The organism is Stappia sp. G46H5W (genome assembly GCF_058448995.1).
In genome coordinates, this window is the sequence record NZ_JBZFLL010000002.1 from 684,079 (window position 1) to 701,471 (window position 17,393).

General features: G+C 66.1%; 17 protein-coding genes. 12 read left to right on the forward strand and 5 right to left on the reverse strand.

Translation table 11 applies throughout. The annotated features are described in order from the left end of the window. The first annotated feature begins 19 nt into the window (after positions 1–19). Entirely contained in the window at positions 20–478 is a 459-nt protein-coding gene (locus tag ACVJ6E_RS08825) for a type II toxin-antitoxin system RatA family toxin (RefSeq protein ID WP_120267925.1), read from the forward strand. 12 nt (positions 479–490) lie between these two features. Here the strand turns inward: ACVJ6E_RS08825 and ACVJ6E_RS08830 are convergent, their stop codons facing one another. From ACVJ6E_RS08830 to ACVJ6E_RS08840, 3 genes are all read right to left on the reverse strand, one after another. Next, a complete protein-coding gene (locus ACVJ6E_RS08830) occupies positions 491–943 on the reverse strand; it encodes a hypothetical protein (protein ID WP_147421826.1) in 453 nt (150 codons plus the stop codon). An 82-nt stretch (positions 944–1,025) separates the two neighbouring features. After that, positions 1,026–1,550 (reverse strand): CinA family protein, encoded by a 525-nt coding sequence (locus ACVJ6E_RS08835; protein ID WP_199681019.1) that lies wholly within the window; start codon positions 1,548–1,550, stop codon positions 1,026–1,028. After that, positions 1,547–2,809 (reverse strand): bifunctional 2-C-methyl-D-erythritol 4-phosphate cytidylyltransferase/2-C-methyl-D-erythritol 2,4-cyclodiphosphate synthase, encoded by a 1,263-nt coding sequence (locus tag ACVJ6E_RS08840; protein WP_120267927.1) that lies wholly within the window; start codon positions 2,807–2,809, stop codon positions 1,547–1,549. Before ACVJ6E_RS08840 ends, ACVJ6E_RS08835 begins: the two co-directional genes overlap by 4 nt. 145 nt (positions 2,810–2,954) lie before the next feature. Between ACVJ6E_RS08840 and dusB the strand changes: the two genes are divergently transcribed. The 9 genes from dusB to hflX all read left to right on the forward strand — a co-directional run bounded on the left by dusB (position 2,955) and on the right by hflX (position 14,516). Continuing rightward, positions 2,955–3,989, forward strand: coding sequence for a tRNA dihydrouridine synthase DusB (gene dusB, locus ACVJ6E_RS08845; RefSeq protein WP_199681021.1), 1,035 nt, complete (start codon positions 2,955–2,957; stop codon positions 3,987–3,989). Continuing rightward, the gene (locus ACVJ6E_RS08850) at positions 3,986–5,101 is read left to right on the forward strand and encodes a two-component system sensor histidine kinase NtrB (protein ID WP_120267928.1); all 1,116 of its coding nucleotides are present in this window, start codon (positions 3,986–3,988) and stop codon (positions 5,099–5,101) included. Before dusB ends, ACVJ6E_RS08850 begins: the two co-directional genes overlap by 4 nt. A gap of 17 nt (positions 5,102–5,118) precedes the next feature. Further along, positions 5,119–6,555 (forward strand): nitrogen regulation protein NR(I), encoded by a 1,437-nt coding sequence (ntrC, locus tag ACVJ6E_RS08855; RefSeq protein ID WP_120267929.1) that lies wholly within the window; start codon positions 5,119–5,121, stop codon positions 6,553–6,555. A gap of 170 nt (positions 6,556–6,725) precedes the next feature. Next, complete coding sequence (locus ACVJ6E_RS08860) at positions 6,726–8,951, forward strand: sensor histidine kinase NtrY-like (protein WP_491676428.1); 2,226 nt, start codon at positions 6,726–6,728, stop codon at positions 8,949–8,951. Next, positions 8,941–10,308 (forward strand): nitrogen assimilation response regulator NtrX, encoded by a 1,368-nt coding sequence (ntrX, locus tag ACVJ6E_RS08865; RefSeq protein WP_120267930.1) that lies wholly within the window; start codon positions 8,941–8,943, stop codon positions 10,306–10,308. The genes ACVJ6E_RS08860 and ntrX overlap by 11 nt, the downstream gene beginning before the upstream one ends. 57 nt (positions 10,309–10,365) lie before the next feature. After that, positions 10,366–11,742, forward strand: a complete 1,377-nt coding sequence (gene trkA, locus ACVJ6E_RS08870) for a Trk system potassium transporter TrkA (protein ID WP_120267931.1) — start codon at positions 10,366–10,368, stop codon at positions 11,740–11,742. Positions 11,743–11,785: 43 nt separating this feature from the next. Next, positions 11,786–12,649 carry a D-amino-acid transaminase gene (gene dat, locus ACVJ6E_RS08875; protein WP_120267932.1) on the forward strand — a complete coding sequence of 288 codons (864 nt, stop codon included), beginning with the start codon at positions 11,786–11,788 and terminating at the stop codon, positions 12,647–12,649. A 208-nt stretch (positions 12,650–12,857) separates the two neighbouring features. Continuing rightward, positions 12,858–13,112, forward strand: a complete 255-nt coding sequence (hfq, locus tag ACVJ6E_RS08880) for an RNA chaperone Hfq (RefSeq protein WP_067215116.1) — start codon at positions 12,858–12,860, stop codon at positions 13,110–13,112. After that, entirely contained in the window at positions 13,113–14,516 is a 1,404-nt protein-coding gene (gene hflX / locus ACVJ6E_RS08885; protein ID WP_120267933.1) for a GTPase HflX, read from the forward strand. Positions 14,517–14,533: 17 nt separating this feature from the next. On the opposite strand, the gene mazG is transcribed toward hflX, so the two are convergent. Further along, positions 14,534–15,370 (reverse strand): nucleoside triphosphate pyrophosphohydrolase, encoded by an 837-nt coding sequence (gene mazG, locus ACVJ6E_RS08890; RefSeq protein ID WP_120268365.1) that lies wholly within the window; start codon positions 15,368–15,370, stop codon positions 14,534–14,536. Positions 15,371–15,490: 120 nt separating this feature from the next. Between mazG and arfB the strand changes: the two genes are divergently transcribed. After that, positions 15,491–15,910 (forward strand): alternative ribosome rescue aminoacyl-tRNA hydrolase ArfB, encoded by a 420-nt coding sequence (gene arfB, locus ACVJ6E_RS08895; RefSeq protein WP_120267934.1) that lies wholly within the window; start codon positions 15,491–15,493, stop codon positions 15,908–15,910. On the opposite strand, the gene ACVJ6E_RS08900 is transcribed toward arfB, so the two are convergent. Next, positions 15,911–16,741: a helix-turn-helix transcriptional regulator gene (locus tag ACVJ6E_RS08900; RefSeq protein WP_120267935.1), complete on the reverse strand. Its 831-nt coding sequence runs from the start codon at positions 16,739–16,741 to the stop codon at positions 15,911–15,913. A gap of 131 nt (positions 16,742–16,872) precedes the next feature. Between ACVJ6E_RS08900 and ACVJ6E_RS08905 the strand changes: the two genes are divergently transcribed. After that, a complete protein-coding gene (locus ACVJ6E_RS08905; RefSeq protein ID WP_120267936.1) occupies positions 16,873–17,280 on the forward strand; it encodes a hypothetical protein in 408 nt (135 codons plus the stop codon). The last annotated feature ends 113 nt before the right edge of the window (positions 17,281–17,393 follow it).

The following is a 17,393-nucleotide window of genomic DNA, read 5'->3' on the forward strand; positions in this document are numbered from 1 at the left end:
ACGCAGGACCGAACGTCACATGCCGTCATTCCAGACCGTCCACAAGGTGGCGCACAGCAGCGAGGACATGTTCGCTCTGGTCGCCGATGTGGAGAAGTATCCCGAATTCGTACCGCTTTGCGAGAAGCTGCAGGTGAGGGGGCGCAAGGATCTCGGCGAGGGGCGCGAGGTTCTGGTGGCCGACATGACAGTCGCCTACAAGCTGTTCCGCGAGACCTTCACCAGCCGCGTCACGCTGGAACCTGCCGCGGGCCGGATTCTTGTCGAATATCTCGACGGCCCGTTCCGGCATCTTGAAAATGTATGGACGTTCAAGCCGCTCGGCGAGGATGCCTGCGAGGTCGGTTTCGACATTACCTACGAGTTTAAGAGCCGCACGCTCAGCGCGTTGATGTCGGCGATGTTCGACCGGGCGTTCCGCAAGTTCTCGGACGCGTTCGAGGCGCGGGCCGACGTGGTCTACGGCGCTTCGGGCTGACCTCGAAGCGCCTCAGCGTGCGTGATAGGACGATGAGGCGGCGCCGGAGTTTCCGACCTTGGAAAAGATCTGGCGGATGTAGATGAAGCGCATGCGGCGGTTCACCGCCTCGTCGCTCGCACGCATCACCTCCGCATTCGTGCCGGTGACGCCGATATCGGCGAGCTTGACCTGCTTGCTCGGGTCCTGGCAGATCCGGTACCAGCCCTTGCCCTGGTTCATTTCCAAACCGACGTCGCGGCCTTCTTCTGCCTCGTAGTTCATCCAGGCGACTGTTGCCGCACGGGCAAAGTAGGCCCGTCCGCAGAGCGAGATCTCGTGGAGATTGTCTCCGGCGCGGGTGAACACCTTGTGGCTGCCATAGAAAGATCCGTCGGAGTGCCGGGAGATCATGTGGATATCGCCGGCAAGAGCGCTCGCGGGGAGTGCTGCTGCGAGTAAAATGGTCAGGCAGGTTTTACGCATGTAACATGTCCCTGTTTGCAAAGGACTTTGGGTGCATGCCCCAGAAAAAACAATTAACTGGCGAGAAACTTTGCCGAACTGGTCACTCGTTCGTTGTGCGAGCCGCTAAAACTTTAGCGATGGTCTGTGACAGGGCCGCCAGCGCGCGCTCCACGGTCGCAAGGCGCACGCCGCTTCGCCCGATGTCGCCGAACCGCAATTCCTTATGGTGCGTGGAAAGGCCCTTTGCCGCCAGCGCCATATGAACGAGGCCGACCGGCTTTTCCGCCGAACCACCGCCCGGTCCGGCAATGCCGGTGACGGCGACGGTCACATCGGCGCGCGATGCGGCGAGCGCGCCTTCCGCCATCGCGATGGCGACTTCGCGGCTGACTGCGCCGACGCGGGCGATCAGATCGGCCGGAACGCCCAGCATGTCGCTTTTCGCTTCGTTCGAATAGGTCACGAACCCGCGCTCGACCGCCGAGGACGAGCCGGCAATCTCCGTCAGCGCCCCGGCGATCAGTCCGCCGGTGCAGGATTCGGCCGTGGCCAGCATCAGCCCTGCTTCGCTCGCCTCGCGGATCACCCGGGCGGCGCTGTCCTCGATGCGGGCAAGATCGGTCACGCTCTGGCTCCTTGCGCGGGCAACTCGTCGTCTTCGGCCGGCAGGCGGACCGTGGCGGTCGCCAGTGCCGCGATGCCTTCCTCGCGGCCCGTGAAGCCGAGCCGTTCGGAGGTCGTCGCCTTCACCGATACCCGGTGCAGGGGCGTGCCGCAAATCTCGGCGATGCGGGCGCGCATGGTTTCGCGGTGGGGGCCGATCTTCGGGCGCTCGCAGACGATCGTCACGTCGAGATGGGAGATGCGGCCGCCGCGCTGGCGCAGCCGATCCACCGCATAGGCAAGGAACTGATCGGAGGGCGCACCGCGCCACTGCGGATCGCTCGGCGGGAAGTGATGGCCGATGTCGCCGTCGCAGATGGTCGCCAGGACCGCGTCGGTGAGTGCGTGCAGCACCACGTCCGCGTCGGAGTGCCCCTTCAGCGCGCGGTCGTGGAGAATGGTGATGCCGCCGAGAATGACCCCGCGGCCCGCTTCGAAGGCGTGCACGTCGTAGGCGGTGGCGACACGCGTTTCCATGTCCATGCGCTGCTCCCTGGTGGCGCTTTCGCTGTCGAGGCGGCGCAGGTCCTCCGCCGTCGTGATCTTGATATTGCCGGTTTCGCCGGGCGTCAGCACGACCGTGTGGCCGGCCCATTCGGCAACGGCCGCGTCATCGGTGAAGGAGGCAAGCCCTTCGCTCGCCGCCCGCTCATGCGCGGCCAGAATGTCGCTATAGCGGAAGGCCTGCGGCGTCTGCGCGGCATAAAGTCCGCTGCGCTCCACCGTCCCGAGGATCGCGCCGCTTTCGCCATCCGCGCGCTTGAGCGTGTCGGAGACCGGGATCGCCGCAATCGCAGCGCGGTGGCCGGTCACAATCGCGTCGATGGACGCTGCTATGACCTTTGCCGAGACGAAGGGGCGGGCCCCGTCGTGGATAAGAACGATGTCGGGGCCGAAGTCTTCCAGCGCCCGCAATCCGTTCAGCACCGTTTGCTGGCGCGTCTCGCCGCCGGTGGCCGGCGGTCGCAGGCGCGGATCTGCAAGACCGGCGACGCAGTCGGCATAATGGGTGCCGTCGTCTTCGCCGATAAGCACCACGACGCAGGATACTCGCTCGCAGGCGAGGGCGGCCTCGATTGTGCGTCGCAGCACGGGCGTGACGCCGATCTTGCGATACTGCTTGGGCAGGCCGCCGCCCGCGCGCAGGCCCTTGCCTGCCGCGACGATCAGCATGGCCACCCGATCGGCGGCGCCCGGCGGGAAACTGGCAGGCGGGGTCATCGTCATGTCCGGTCGTCAATGCGGATGCGGCGGTTTTGCCGGTTTCGCTGCGCATCCACAAGGCTTATGTCGGGGCCGTGAATTTCGCACTTGCAGCGTAAACGGCATTGTCTATTCTGTAGGCACACAGGAAAGTGCACATCATATGAGCATTCATCAGGGCGGCGCAGGCTGCCGCGGCATCAGGATCGGGACTGTCGAGAGCGCCAATTGCGTGTTCCTCGCCCCCATGTCCGGCGTCACCGATGTGGCTTTCCGGCGTTTGGCGCATCGCTTTGGCGCTGGGCTCGTGGTCTCCGAAATGGTGGCGTGCGAGCAGCTGGCCGAGGGCCATCCGGAAACCCGTCTTCGCAGCGAGGGAATCGCCGGCGCGCCGCATGTGGTGCAGCTTGCCGGCCGCGAGGCCCGCTGGATGGCGGAGGGCGCGCGTCTGGCGGAGGCGGCCGGAGCCGATGTCATCGATATCAACATGGGCTGCCCGGCCAAGAAGGTGACGTCCGGTTATTCCGGGTCGGCGCTCATGCGCGATCTCGACCATGCCCTGACGCTGGTAAAGGCGACCGTCGGCGCGGTGTCCGTGCCGGTGACGCTGAAGATGCGCCTTGGCTGGGATCACGATTCGCTCAACGCGCCAGAGCTTGCCGCGCGAGCCGAGGCGGCCGGCGTTGCGATGATCACCGTCCATGGCCGCACCCGTTGCCAGTTCTACAAGGGGCAGGCGGACTGGGATGCGATCCGGGCGGTGCGCGAGCGCATTGCCGTTCCCTTGGTCGCCAATGGCGATTGCTCCTCGGCGGACGATGCACGCGAGATGATGACCCGTTCCGGCGCCGATGCGGTGATGGTCGGGCGCGCGGCCTATGGCCGGCCCTGGCTGCCGGGGGCAATCGCCGCCGAGCTGGACGGCCTGCCCAGCCCTCAGGTTCCGTCCGGTGCCGAGCTCGGCAAGCTGGTGTGCGAGCATATCGAGATGATGCAAGAGCTCTACGGCCCGCAGAAGGGGCTGCGGCTCGCCCGCAAGCATATCGCCTGGTATCTGGACGCAGGCGCGCCCGATGCGCCCGGAGCCCTGCGCCAGAAGATCCTGACCTCGGAAGATGCCGGCTTTGTCGCTGCCAGCCTCATGGCCTGTTTTTCGGGCATGCCGGAGACCGGAACCAGCCTGGAGGCCGCCGCATGAGAGGCGCACGCGAAGCCGCTGCCGGTCCCATCCCCGGCACCAACGGCCAGATCCTCGATGCCCTGCCGCATCCGCTGATCCTGGTCGACCCGCAAGGGCGCATCGTCGAGGCCAACATGGCGGCGGAAAGCTTCTTCCGCGCCAGCGCGCAGGTGCTGCGCCGGCATCCGGTGTCCCATTTTGTGCCCTTCGGCAGTCCGCTCCTGATGCTGATCTCGCAGGTCAGGGAGCGCGGTGCGCCAGTCAACGAATACAAGGTGGACATCAGCTCGCCCCGCATCGGCGCGGAGAAGATCGTCGACATCATCGCCGCGCCGGTAACCGACCGGCCGGGGGCCGTTGTCCTGATGCTGCAGGAACGGGGCATGGCGGAAAAGATCGACCGCCAGCTGACGTCCCGCGGGGCGGCGCGCACGGTCTCGGGTCTTGCCACGATGCTGGCGCACGAGATCAAGAACCCGCTGTCCGGCATTCGCGGCGCGGCGCAGCTGCTGGAGGCCTCGGCCGCCGAGGACGACCGTCCGCTCACGCGGCTGATCATGGATGAGACCGACCGGATCGTGAAGCTGGTCGACCGGATGGAGGTGTTCTCCGACGAGCGGCCCGTGGAGCGCGAGCCGGTCAACATCCATGTGGTGCTCGACCATGTGCAGCGCCTCGCCAATTCCGGCTTTGCGCGCAACATCCCGATCAATGTCGAATACGACCCGTCGCTGCCGCTGGTCCTGGCCAATCGCGACCAGCTGGTGCAGGTGTTCCTCAATCTGGTGAAGAACGCCAGCGAGGCGGTGGCGGGCGAACCGGCGGGCGAGATCACGCTGACCACGGCCTATCGCCCCGGCATCCGTTTGTCGGTGCCGGGCTCGCGGGAGCGGGTGAGCCTGCCGCTCGAATTCTGCGTGCGAGACAATGGTCCGGGCGTTCCCGAGGACCTGCTGCCGCATCTCTTCGACCCCTTCGTGACGACCAAGGCCAACGGCTCCGGCCTGGGGCTTGCCCTGGTCGCCAAGATCATCGGCGACCATGGCGGCGTCATCGAATGTGACAGCCAGCCCGGCCGAACCGTTTTCCGAATCCTGATGCCCGCCTACGCGACGCAGGACGAAATCTGACATCTGGGACACCGACCATGCCGACCGGGACCATCCTCGTTGCCGATGACGACGCCGCAATCCGCACGGTGCTGAACCAGGCGCTGTCACGCGCTGGCTACACCGTCCGGCTCACCTCCAATGCAACCACGCTCTGGCGCTGGGTCAGCTCCGGCGACGGCGATCTCGTCGTCACCGACGTGATGATGCCGGACGAAAACGCATTCGACGTCCTGCCGCGCATCAAGAAGCTGCGGCCGGACCTGCCGGTCATCGTCATGAGCGCGCAGAACACGTTCATGACGGCGATCCGGGCGTCGGAGAAGGGGGCTTATGAGTATCTGCCCAAGCCCTTCGACCTGAAGGAGCTGACCAGCATCGTGGGTCGGGCTCTTTCGGAGCCGCGCCGGATCAAGATGGACGAGCCGGAGGAGGCGGGCGAGAACATCCCGCTGGTCGGGCGCTCGCCGGCCATGCAGGAAATCTACCGGGTGCTCGCCCGTCTGATGCAGACCGACCTGTCGGTGATGATCAACGGCGAGTCGGGAACCGGCAAGGAGCTCGTCGCCCGCGCCCTGCACGACTACGGCAAGCGCCGCAACGGCCCCTTCGTTGCCATCAACATGGCGGCAATCCCGCGCGACCTGATCGAGGCCGAGCTGTTCGGTCACGAGAAGGGCGCCTTCACCGGCGCGCAGCAGCGCTCTGCCGGCCGCTTCGAGCAGGCCGACGGCGGCACGCTGTTCCTCGACGAAATCGGCGACATGCCGATGGAGGCGCAGACGCGGCTCCTGCGCGTCCTGCAACAGGGCGAATACACCACCGTCGGCGGGCGCGTGCCGATCCGCACGGACGTGCGCATCGTCGCGGCCACCAACAAGGACCTGCGTCAGCTGATCAATCAGGGCCTCTTCCGCGAGGACCTTTATTACCGGCTGAACGTGGTGCCGATCCGGCTCCCGCCGCTGCGCGAACGCATCGAGGACATTCCGGATCTGGTGCGGCACTTCTTCACGCTGGCCGAGAAGGAGGGGCTTCCGGCCAAGCAGATCGAGACGGCCGCCATCGACCGGCTGCGCCGCTATCGCTGGCCAGGCAACGTGCGCGAACTGGAAAACCTCGTCCGGCGGCTTTCGGCGCTTTATCCGCAGGATGTAATCTCCGCGGCGTTGATCGATCAGGAACTCAGCCAGCCTGCGCCCAGCGTCGAGGAAGAGGAGAACGCCCAGATTGATCTCTCCGGATCGGTCGAGCGCTATCTCAACACCTACTTTCAGGCCTTTGGCGACGCGCTGCCGCCTCCCGGGCTCTATCACCGCATCCTGCGCGAGGTTGAGTATCCGTTGATCGGTGCGGCGCTTGCCGCAACGCGCGGCAACCAGATCAAGGCGGCGGAGCTGCTCGGCGTGAACCGCAACACGCTGCGCAAGAAAATCCGCGATCTCGACGTCCAGGTGATCCGGTCCAACCGCTGACGCTGCCTTCACGCGGCGGCATCTCTGTCGTAATTTGGCAACATTGTGTGGTAAGGGTGCCGCATTCCCAGCAACGGACCCGCCTGGGCCGATTCTAGCGACGGTTGCCGACTGTGCTTGCCGAGAGAACCAGCGGAGCAGATTCCCCATCCGACAGCGGTCGGAGCGGATTGCGCGTGCGCCGCATCGGCCTCGTGCTCGTCATCGTCTCGCTGATCTCCATCACGCTGACCTTTTTCGTGCTGATGGGCGTGACGCCGATCGCGCCGGACGGTCCCGTCGCGCAGGTCGCGATGGTGATCAACGGCGTGCTGGTGGCCATCCTGCTGCTGCTGATCGGGCTCGAGTTCGCAGCGCTTCTGCAGGCTCGGCGACGAGGGCGCGCGGCCGCCCGCCTGCACGGGCGCATCGTCACGCTGTTCAGCGTCGTGGCGGCGGTGCCGGCCGTTCTTGTCGCAATTCTCGCGACCATCACCCTCGACCGCGGCCTCGACCGCTGGTTCGAGGACCGCACGCGGCTGATCATCGACAATGCGCTCACCGTGGCGCAGGCCTACCTGCAGGAACACGCCCGTGTGCTGCGGGGCGACCTCATCGCGATGGCCAGCGACATCGACCGGGCCAAGGCGGTCTACGACTTCGAGCCGACCCGCTTCGACAGTTTCTTCCAGACGCAGACCACCTTGCGCGCGCTCGGCGGCGCCTATCTGATGAAGCCGGACGGCACGGTGATTACCCGCGCTGTCGTCAATCCGGACGTGGAGGTAATCCTGCCGCCGGTGGAGGCGTTCGGGCAGGCGGCGGCGGGCGAGCCGGTGCTGATCGCGCCGGGCGTATCCAACCTCGTCGGCGGCGTGATGAAGCTCTCCGCCTATGAGGACATGTACCTCTATGTCACCCGTGCGATGGACAAGCGCGTGGTCGACTACATGCGTCTGGCCGAGGATGGGGCCAGTCAGTACGGTCGCATGGAGCAGAGCCGGTTCGGCGTGCAGGTGGCCTTCGCGCTCGTCTATACCGGCGTCACCCTGGTGCTGTTGCTGTCCTCGATCTGGATCGGCTTCGGCTTTGCCAACATGCTGGTGGCGCCGATCCGCCGGCTCATCGGCGCTGCCGACCAGGTTTCCAAGGGCAATCTCTATGTCCAGGTGGAGACCGACAAGTCGGCTGGGGACCTGGCCAATCTTGGTGCCACCTTCAACAACATGACGGCGCAGCTGCGCGGTCAGCGCGATGCGTTGCTGGCGGCCAACGACCAGATCGACCGCCGCCGCCGCTTTACCGAGGCCGTGCTTTCGGGCGTCACCGCCGGCGTCATCGGCATCGACGATACCGGGCGTATCACGCTGGTGAACCGATCGGCGCTGTCTCTGCTCGATGTCAGCGAAAGCGCGCTGCTGGACGAACCTTTGGGGCGCGTGGTTCCGGAGCTTGCCTCGGTGGTGGAGGACGTGCTGGCGCGCGCCGACGACCGGATGACCGAGACGCAGGTCTCGCTGCACCGGCATGGACGCGAGCGCAGCGTGAACGTACGCGTGACCAGCGAGCAGTCGACCCGCAGCGAGCACGGTTTCGTGGTCACGCTGGACGACATCACCGATCTCGTCACCGCCCAGCGCACCTCGGCCTGGGCCGACGTTGCGCGCCGTATCGCGCATGAGATCAAGAACCCGTTGACGCCGATCCAGCTGTCGGCGGAGCGTATCCGCCGGCGCTACGGCAAGACGATCGTCGACGACGACCGCACCGTGTTCGACCAGTGCATCGACACGATCATCCGCCAGGTTGGCGACATCGGGCGGATGGTCGACGAGTTCTCGTCCTTCGCGCGCATGCCCAAGCCGACGATGAGCACCAGCGACCTGCGCACCACGGTGCGCGAGGCAGCCTTCCTGCAGAGCGTCGCCAATCCGGACATCTCGATCCGCACCGACCTGCCGGAGGTGGCCGTGAAGGCGCGGTTCGACCAGAGGCTGGTTGGGCAGGCGCTGACCAACGTCATCAAGAACGCGACGGAATCCGTACTGGCGGTGCCGGCCGACAGCGGCAGCAAGGGACGGATCGACGTCACGGTGCACCAGGACGGCGAGACCATCGCCATCGAGGTGGTGGACAATGGCATCGGTCTGCCGGTGGAGAACCGTCAGCGGCTGCTGGAGCCGTACATGACGACGCGGGACAAGGGCACCGGCCTTGGTCTCGCAATCGTCAAGAAGATCATGGAAGAGCATGGCGGCGGCATCGAGCTTCTCGATGCGCCGGTGCGAGACGAGAGCATTGGAGGCGGACGAGGGGCCATGGTCCGCCTTACGATGGTACGAAACACGGCGGATCTTCCGCCAGACGCAGGCGAGGCGTCCGTGACCCCGGAGACGGTTGCTACAGATGGCGTATGATATCCTGATCGTTGACGACGAGGCCGACATTCGCGACCTCATCGCCGGCATCCTCGACGACGAGGGCTACAAGACGCGCACGGCCGGCGACAGCGATAGCGCGCTCGCCGCAATCCAGGAGCGTCGACCGTCCATGGTCGTGCTGGACATCTGGCTCCAGGGCAGTCGTCTGGACGGGCTGGAGCTGCTGGATGCCATCAAGGCGCAGGACCCCGACCTGCCGGTGGTGATCATTTCCGGTCACGGCAATGTCGAGACGGCGGTGTCGGCCATCAAGCGCGGCGCCTACGACTATATCGAGAAGCCGTTCAAGGCCGACCGGCTGGTGCTGATCACCGAGCGCGCGCTGGAGGCCACTTCGCTCAAGCGCGAGATCAAGCAGCTGCGCCAGCGCAGCGGCGATGCGCCGGAGCTGCTGGGCGCCAGCAGCGCGATGAACAACCTGCGCCACATGATCGAGCGTGTCGCCCCGACCAACAGCCGGGTGCTGATCATCGGTCCCTCGGGCGCCGGCAAGGAGCTGACCGCCCGCACGATCCACGCCATGTCGCAGCGCGCGCGCAATCCCTTCGTGGTGATCAACGCGGCGACGATCACGCCCGAACGCATGGAAGAGGAGCTCTTCGGCATCGAGGATTCCGACGGGCGGATCCGCAAGGTCGGCGCGATGGAAGAGGCCCATGGCGGCACGCTCTACATCGATGAAGTCGCCGACATGCCCTACGAGACCCAGGGCAAGATCCTGCGCGTGCTTGTCGACCAGACCTTCACCCGCGTCGGCGGTGTCGGCAAGGTCAGCGTCGATATCCGGATCCTGTCCTCGAGCGCGCGCAACCTGGAGGGCGAGATCTCCGAGGCGCGCTTCCGCGAGGACCTGTTCCACCGGCTGGGCGTGGTGCCGCTGCAGGTGCCGCCGTTGGCCGAGCGGCGCGACGACATTCCCGACCTGGTCCATTTCTTCATGGAGCAGATTTCGGCCGCATCCGGCCTGCCGATCCGCAAGATCGGCGAGGATGCGATGGCGGTGCTGCAGGCCCATGACTGGCCGGGCAACGTGCGCCAGCTGCGCAACAACGTCGAACGGCTGATGATCCTGACCCGCGGCGATTCGGAAGCCGTGATCACCGCCGACCTGCTTCCGGGCGAGATCGGCGCGGACGTGCCGAGCCTGCCGACCAATGGCGGCGGCGAGCACCTGATGGCGCTGCCGCTTCGGGATGCGCGCGAGATGTTCGAGCGGGATTACCTGCAGGCCCAGATAAAGCGGTTCGGCGGCAACGTGTCGCGTACGGCGGAGTTCGTCGGCATGGAACGTTCCGCCCTGCACCGGAAGCTGAAGTCGCTTGGTCTTTCATAGCCGTTGCGACGTGGTAGGTTCCGGATTGACCGGACACCTTGAAGGGACTTCGATCCGATGAGAGTGGTGATTTGCGGCGCCGGCCAGGTGGGCTACGGCATTGCCGAGAAGCTTGCGGCCGAACAGAACGATGTCTCAGTCATCGATTCCTCGCCGCGGCTGATCAACGCGATCCGCGACACGCTCGACGTGCGCGGGTTCGTCGGCCATGGCGCGCATCCGGATGTGCTGGCGCAGGCCGGTGCGGACCAGGCCGACATGCTGATCGCCGTCACCCTGTACGACGAGGTCAACATGGTCGCCTGCCAGGTGGCCCATTCCCTGTTCAAGGTGCCGACCAAGGTGGCGCGTGTGCGTGCCCAGAGCTATCTGAAGCCGCATTGGAGCGACCTCTTCTCCCGGGACAACATGCCCATCGACGTCATCATCTCGCCGGAGATCGAGGTGGGCGAGATGGTGCTGCGCCGCCTTGCGCTGCCCGGGGCGGTGGAGACCGTGCGCTTTGCCGACGACCAGGTGGTTGTGGTCGGCCTGATCTGCCGGGAGGATTGCCCGGTGGTGAACACGCCGCTGCGCCAGCTCACCGAGCTGTTTCCCGATCTCGGCGCTGTGGTCACCGGCGTGTTTCGCGGCAACCATCTCTTCGTTCCCAAGAGTTCCGACACGCTGTTCGTCGGCGATCTGGTCTATGTGGTCGCGCGGCGCGACCAGGTGCGGCGGACGCTGGCGATCTTCGGTCACGAGGAGCCGGAGGCGACCCGCGTCGTCATCGCCGGCGGCGGCAATATCGGCCATTATGTCGCGCGCACGTTGGAACAGCGCCAGTCGGCGGCCAAGGTCAAGATCATCGAGCATTCGCGCGAGCGTGCGCTCAGCATCGCCGACACCTTGAAGCGCGCCGTGATCCTGCACGGCAGCGCGCTGGACCAGACCATCCTCAAGGAAGCCGACATTCAGGACGCAGACACCTTGATCGCGCTGACCAACGAGGACGAGGTCAACATCCTGTCCTGCGTGATGGCCAAGAAGCTCGGCTGCAAGCGCAACCTGTCGCTTCTCAACAATCCGAGCTATCCGACCTTCGCCCATGCGCTCGGCATTGACGCCTTCGTCAATCCAAGGCAAGTGACGATCTCCAAGATCCTGCAGCATGTGCGGCGCGGCCGTATCCGCGGTGTCCATGCCCTGCAGAACGGCGCGGCCGAGGTCATCGAGGCCGAAGCGCTGGAAACCTCGCCGCTCGTCGGCAAGCCCTTGCGGGAGGTCGATCTGCCCGACGGCATTCGCGTCGGCGCTGTCTTCCGCGACGGGACCGTGATTACGCCGGACGGCTCCACCGTGATCCGCGCCCATGACCGCTGTGTGCTGTTTGCCATTGCGGAGCGGGTGCGGCAGGTGGAGCAGATGTTCCGCGTCAGCCTGGAATTCTTCTGACACGCGGCCGGGCTGCCGCGTTCCGCAATCGACTGGAGGAAGCATGAGCCGCATCGCATATGTGAACGGGCGCTATGTCCGGCACGCGGAGGCCGCCATTCATATCGAGGACCGGGGCTACCAGTTCGCCGATGGCGTTTACGAGGTTTGCGAGATCTGGCACGGCCATCTCGTCGACGAGCGGCGCCATCTCGACCGCCTGGAGCGTTCGCTCGGCGAACTGTCGATCCGCATGCCGATGGGCCGTGCCGCCCTGTCGCAGGTTCTGCACGAGGTCGTTCGCCGCAACAAGGTGCGCGACGGGCTCGTCTACATGCAGGTGACCCGCGGCGTGTCGCGCCGCGACCACGTCTTTCCGCCCGCATACGTCGAGCCGGCGCTCGTGGTGACGGCCCGTTCCTCCCAGCCGGCAGCCGCTGCCGCCCTGGCCGAAAAGGGCGTTTCGGTGATCTCCGTGCCGGAGAACCGCTGGGAGCGCGTCGACATCAAGACCGTCGGCCTTCTGCCCAACGTGCTGGCCAAGCAGAAGGCGAAGGAAGCGGGCGCCAAGGAAGCCTGGTTCGTCGACCGTGACGGGATGGTGACCGAGGGTGGTTCGACCAATGCCTGGATCGTCACCAAGGACAATTGCCTGGTAACGCGGCCGGCGGTGAGCGGCATCCTGAAGGGCATTACCCGTCAGGTCGTCCTCGACATGATCGAGCGCAACGGCCTCACTTTCGAGGAGCGTGCCTTCAGCCTGGAAGAGGCGAAGCAGGCCAAGGAAGCCTTCATGACCGCCGCGACGACGGTGGTGATGCCGGTGGTGCAGATCGACGGCCAGTCCATCGGCAATGGCCATCCCGGAGAGTTGACGCGGGAACTGCGACGCATGTTCCATGAGACCGCCGAAGTCAGTGCGGTGTGACTTGAGGCAGGCTGTGGCATATAAACGGGCAGAAATGGCAACGAGGATGCGCTAAACTGGCGTCGTGCGTCCGAGGGTCTTCCTCCGGGCTCTTGACGCCGGGTCTGCCGGGCGCAATGCTGCGGGCAGCAGAACTGCATGGTGACAGATTTTGTTTCCGGCTGGGCGCACCAATAAACGACAATGCGAATGCAGGAAAAAATAAAACATGGCTGACCGCGCTCAAAACCTTCAAGATACTTTCCTCAACCATGTACGCAAGCAGAAGACCCCGCTGACGATCTTTTTGATCAATGGCGTGAAGTTGCAAGGCGTCGTGACCTGGTTCGACAACTTCTGCGTTCTTCTGCGCCGTGACGGACACTCGCAGCTTGTCTACAAGCACGCGATCTCCACCGTGATGCCGAATGCTCCGGTGCAGCTGTTCGAGCCGGACGAGACCGGCGAAAAGACGGCGGGCTGATTGAAGAACCAACCCCGCTCGAATCGGAAGGACAAACCCGCGCAGGAACCGGACAATCCGTTCGAGGGCCCGCGCGGGGCCGCTGGCGCACGAGCCGCCGTCATCGTTCCGGTGCTGACCGGCCGGCAGCGCGGCGAAAGTGCCGCTCAGCTTCGCCGCTCGCCCGAGGCGCGGCTTGAAGAGGCCATCGGCCTTGCCGCCGCCATCGATCTAGAGATCGTTTCCAGCGGCATCGCCACGGTCGCAACGCCCAAGCCCGGAACGCTGTTCGGCAGCGGCAAGGTCGAGGAACTCGCCGCCATCGTGAAGGCGGAGGAGATTGAACTCGTCGTCGTCGATCATCCGCTGACGCCGATCCAGCAGCGCAATCTGGAAAAGGCGCTGCATTGCAAGGTGCTCGACCGCACCGGCCTCATCCTGGAAATCTTCGGCGACCGCGCCAGCACGGCGGAGGGCACGCTTCAGGTGGAGCTTGCCCACCTGAAGTGGCAGAAAAGCCGGCTCGTGCGCTCGTGGACCCACCTTGAGCGACAGCGCGGCGGTCTCGGCTTCGTCGGCGGTCCCGGCGAAACCCAGATCGAGGCCGACCGGCGCCTCATCCAGGAGCGGATCAACCGGCTGGAAAAGGATCTCGAGCAGGTCACGCGCACCCGCGAGCTGCACCGCGCCAAGCGCAAGAAGGTGCCGCAGCCCGTCGTGGCGCTGGTCGGCTACACCAATGCCGGCAAGTCGACGCTGTTCAACCGCCTGACCCAGGCCGAAGTCTTCGCCAAGGATCTCCTGTTCGCGACGCTCGACCCGACGCTGCGGCGGGTGACGCTGCCGCACGGGCGCGACGTCATCCTGTCGGATACGGTGGGCTTCATCTCCGACCTGCCGACGCACCTCATCGCCGCGTTTCGCGCGACGCTGGAGGAGGTGACGGAGGCCGATCTCATCCTGCATGTGCGCGACATCTCGCACGAGGACACCGAGGCCCAGGCAGCGGACGTGGCCGCAACGCTCGACGCGCTGGGGCTCGAACAGGCGCAGAGCAGTCGCCTGATCGAGGTCTGGAACAAGGTCGACAAGCTCTCCGACGAACACCGGCAGACGCTGCTTGCCGCCAATCGCATCGACGAGGGACCCGTTGCCGTCTCGGCCGTCACAGGCGAGGGCGTTGCGGATCTTCTGGCGCGGGTGGAATTGCGGCTCGCCGAGGACAGTCTCGTCTACGAGCTGCGGTTGGCGCCGGAGGACGGCGAGGGGCTTGCCTGGCTCTATCGCAACACGGACGTGCTGCGGCGGACGGACGGCGAGGAGGGCATCTCCTTGCGCGTGCGTGTCGGCGAGCGGCGCAAGGGCGAGTTCACCACCCGCTATCGCGGTGTGTTCACCGAGATAGACGAGGGCTCGGCGGACTGAACGGCGCTCCGGCGGGCTCAGGCGTCGTTCGACTTCGCCGCCTGCCAGACCGCTTCCATCTCGTCGAGGCTCATGTCGGCGAGCGTACGGCCTTCGCCTTCAGCCGCATCTTCGATGGCTGCGAACCGCCGCCGGAACTTGCGGTTGGTGCGCTTCAGCGCTTCCTCCGGGTCGATGTCCAGATGCCGCGCCAGGTTCGCCACGGCGAAGATCAGGTCGCCGATCTCGCCGGCGATACGCTCGCGGTCGGGTGTCTTGCCGTCCTCTGCCGCGATCTCGGTGGCCAGTTCCTCGGTCTCCTCGCGGATCTTGTCGAGCACGGGCCCGGCGCTGCCCCAGTCGAAGCCGACGCGCGCTGCGCGCCGCTGCAGCTTTTCCGCTTCGGTCAGGGCAGGTAAGATCGGCGGCACGTCGTCGAGGAACCGTCGGCGCTCTTCGCCAAGGCCTGCCGCGGCCCGGGCGCTGGCGCGCTCCAGCTTCTCCTGCTGCTTGATCTTCTCCCACATGCCCTTGGCGATGCCGGCGGAGCGGGCATTGTCGTCGCCGAAGACGTGCGGATGCCGGCGGATCATCTTGGTGGTGATCGCCTCCACCACGTCGGGAAAGGCGAAAGCCCCCTGTTCCTCGGAAAGGCGGGCGTGATAGACCACCTGCAGGAGCAGATCGCCCAGTTCCTCGCGCAGGTCGACCATGTCGCCGCGCTGGATCGCGTCGGCGACCTCGTAGGCTTCCTCGATCGTGTAAGGGGCGATCGTTGCGAAGTCCTGCTCCAGATCCCAGGGGCAGCCGGTCCCGGGCGTGCGCAGGGCGGCCATGATCTCGATCAGTCGCTGGATGTCGCGGTCCGGTGTCACGCTGGCGCCCCTCATATCTGGTCCTGGCGACCGACATAGCATTGCACCGGGGGCGATCCAAGCGCATGCCCCACGGCGACAGACAAACGGAACGGGACGGCGATGGCATCAGTGGCGGACATGGATCTGGAGGTTGCGCCGGGGGTGAGCATCCCGGCTGCGGACCTGTCGGAGAGCTTCGTGCGCGCTTCGGGACCTGGCGGGCAGAACGTCAACAAGGTGGCGACGGCCGTTCAGCTCCGCTTCCAGCTTTCCGAGAACCGGACGCTCGCCGAGGACGTCAAGCAGCGGCTTGCCCGCCTTGCCGGCAGCCGGCTGACGCTGGCCGGCGAGATCCTCATCCAGGCCGACCGGTTCCGCACCCAGGAGCGCAACCGCCTGGATGCGCTGGAGCGTCTTGCCGCCCTGGTGCGCAAGGCGCTGGAGCGGCCGAAACCGCGCAAGGCGACGCGGCCGACAAAGGCCTCGAAGGAGCGCCGGCTCGCCGCCAAGAAGCAGCGCGGGGCGATCAAGCGGATGCGCTCCGGCCCCGACGACTGATCAGCCGGCCGGGGACTTCTCGGCAAGGCCTGCGCTGAGGTCCGCCATCGCCGCCGCGGTCGCCTCGTTGGCTGGAAAGAAGCACTCGATGGTCAGTTCCGACAGGAAGATGTCGAGCGCGGTGCCGAACACCGTGGTCGTGCTCAGGAACGAAAGGACGGTATCGCCGGCCAGAAGTTCCAGCGGAACGGCGATGCCCGCATGCCTGTCTCGTCCGGCCACCGGCTGCGCTTTCGCCGAAGCCGGCACGGGATAGCCGCCCAGTTCCTCCACCAGAGCTGCGATCTGCGTGTCTCCCGACAGATCGGCCTGCCGTCCCAGCCGCTCCAGCAGATGGGCCCGCCATTCGCGGTAGTTGCGGATGCGCGGGGCAAGGCCCTCGGGATGCAGGCTCACCTTCAGCACGTTGACCGGAGGCTCCAGCAGGTGCGGGGCGATGCCCGTCAGCAGCGCCAGCGCCGGGGCATTGGCGCGCACCAGGTTCCAGTTGCGGTCGACGGCCAGCGCCGGGTGAGGGGAGTGGCCATCGAGGATGCGCCCGACCACCTCCATCGCGGCAGCAAGGTCGGGATGGTCCGGCGCGCGCTCCTGCGTCTGCGGCGAAAAACCGGCCGCGACCAGCAGGGTGTTGCGTTCGCGCGGCGGCAGGGCGAGCTGGTCTGTCAGCCTCAGCACCATCTCCCGGCTCGGCTGCGCCTTGCCGCATTCCAGGAAGCTGAGATGGCGCTGCGACAGGCCGGCCTCGGCGGCCAGTGCCAGCTGGCTGAGGCGCCGGCGGCTGCGCCACTGGCGCAGAAGCTCGGGAAAGCTGGCGGAGAGTGTCGTGATCATGGGCCTGATCCTGCCCGCGATCTTTTCTGTCTTCAATGACCTGTGAGGTAATCGCCTCGATGACCTCGTGGGTGTTCTCTCCTGTCATCCAGTCCGGCATCCGGCCGGTCTGCCAACCAAGGAGAGTTCCCATGTTGCAGATCTTCGACCGCCTTTCCCTGCGCGGCCTTCTCGGTCTCGATGCCGTCACCTGCCTTGCCATGGGCTGCCTGCTGCTTGTCGCCGCTAGCCTTCTGGCGCCGCCGCTCGGTCTTCCTCAGGATCTCCTGTTCTACGCGGGGCTTGTGCTGCTGCCGATCGCTGCCTTCATGCTGGCGGTTGCGGTCCCGCCCGCTCCGCCGGCCGCGGGCGTTTTCGTTGTCGTTGCGGGCAACTGGCTGTGGGTGGCGGCAAGCCTTGCGCTGCCGCTCTTCGGCCTCGTTTCGCCGACCGGGCTCGGCTACGCCTTTCTCGGCATCCAGGCCGGCGCGGTGGCGGTGCTGGCCCTCGCAGAGCAGCGGGCCATGGCGCGCATGTCGGCATCGACCGCTGCTGCGTGACCTTCCTCGTTCGGCCTGGCATCCCGGCGGCGCGATCCCCTCGCGCCGCCGCTTTTCATCGTGCCTCTTTATTTCCTCGCACCATGGTATATTTTGGTATCGAAAATAATATG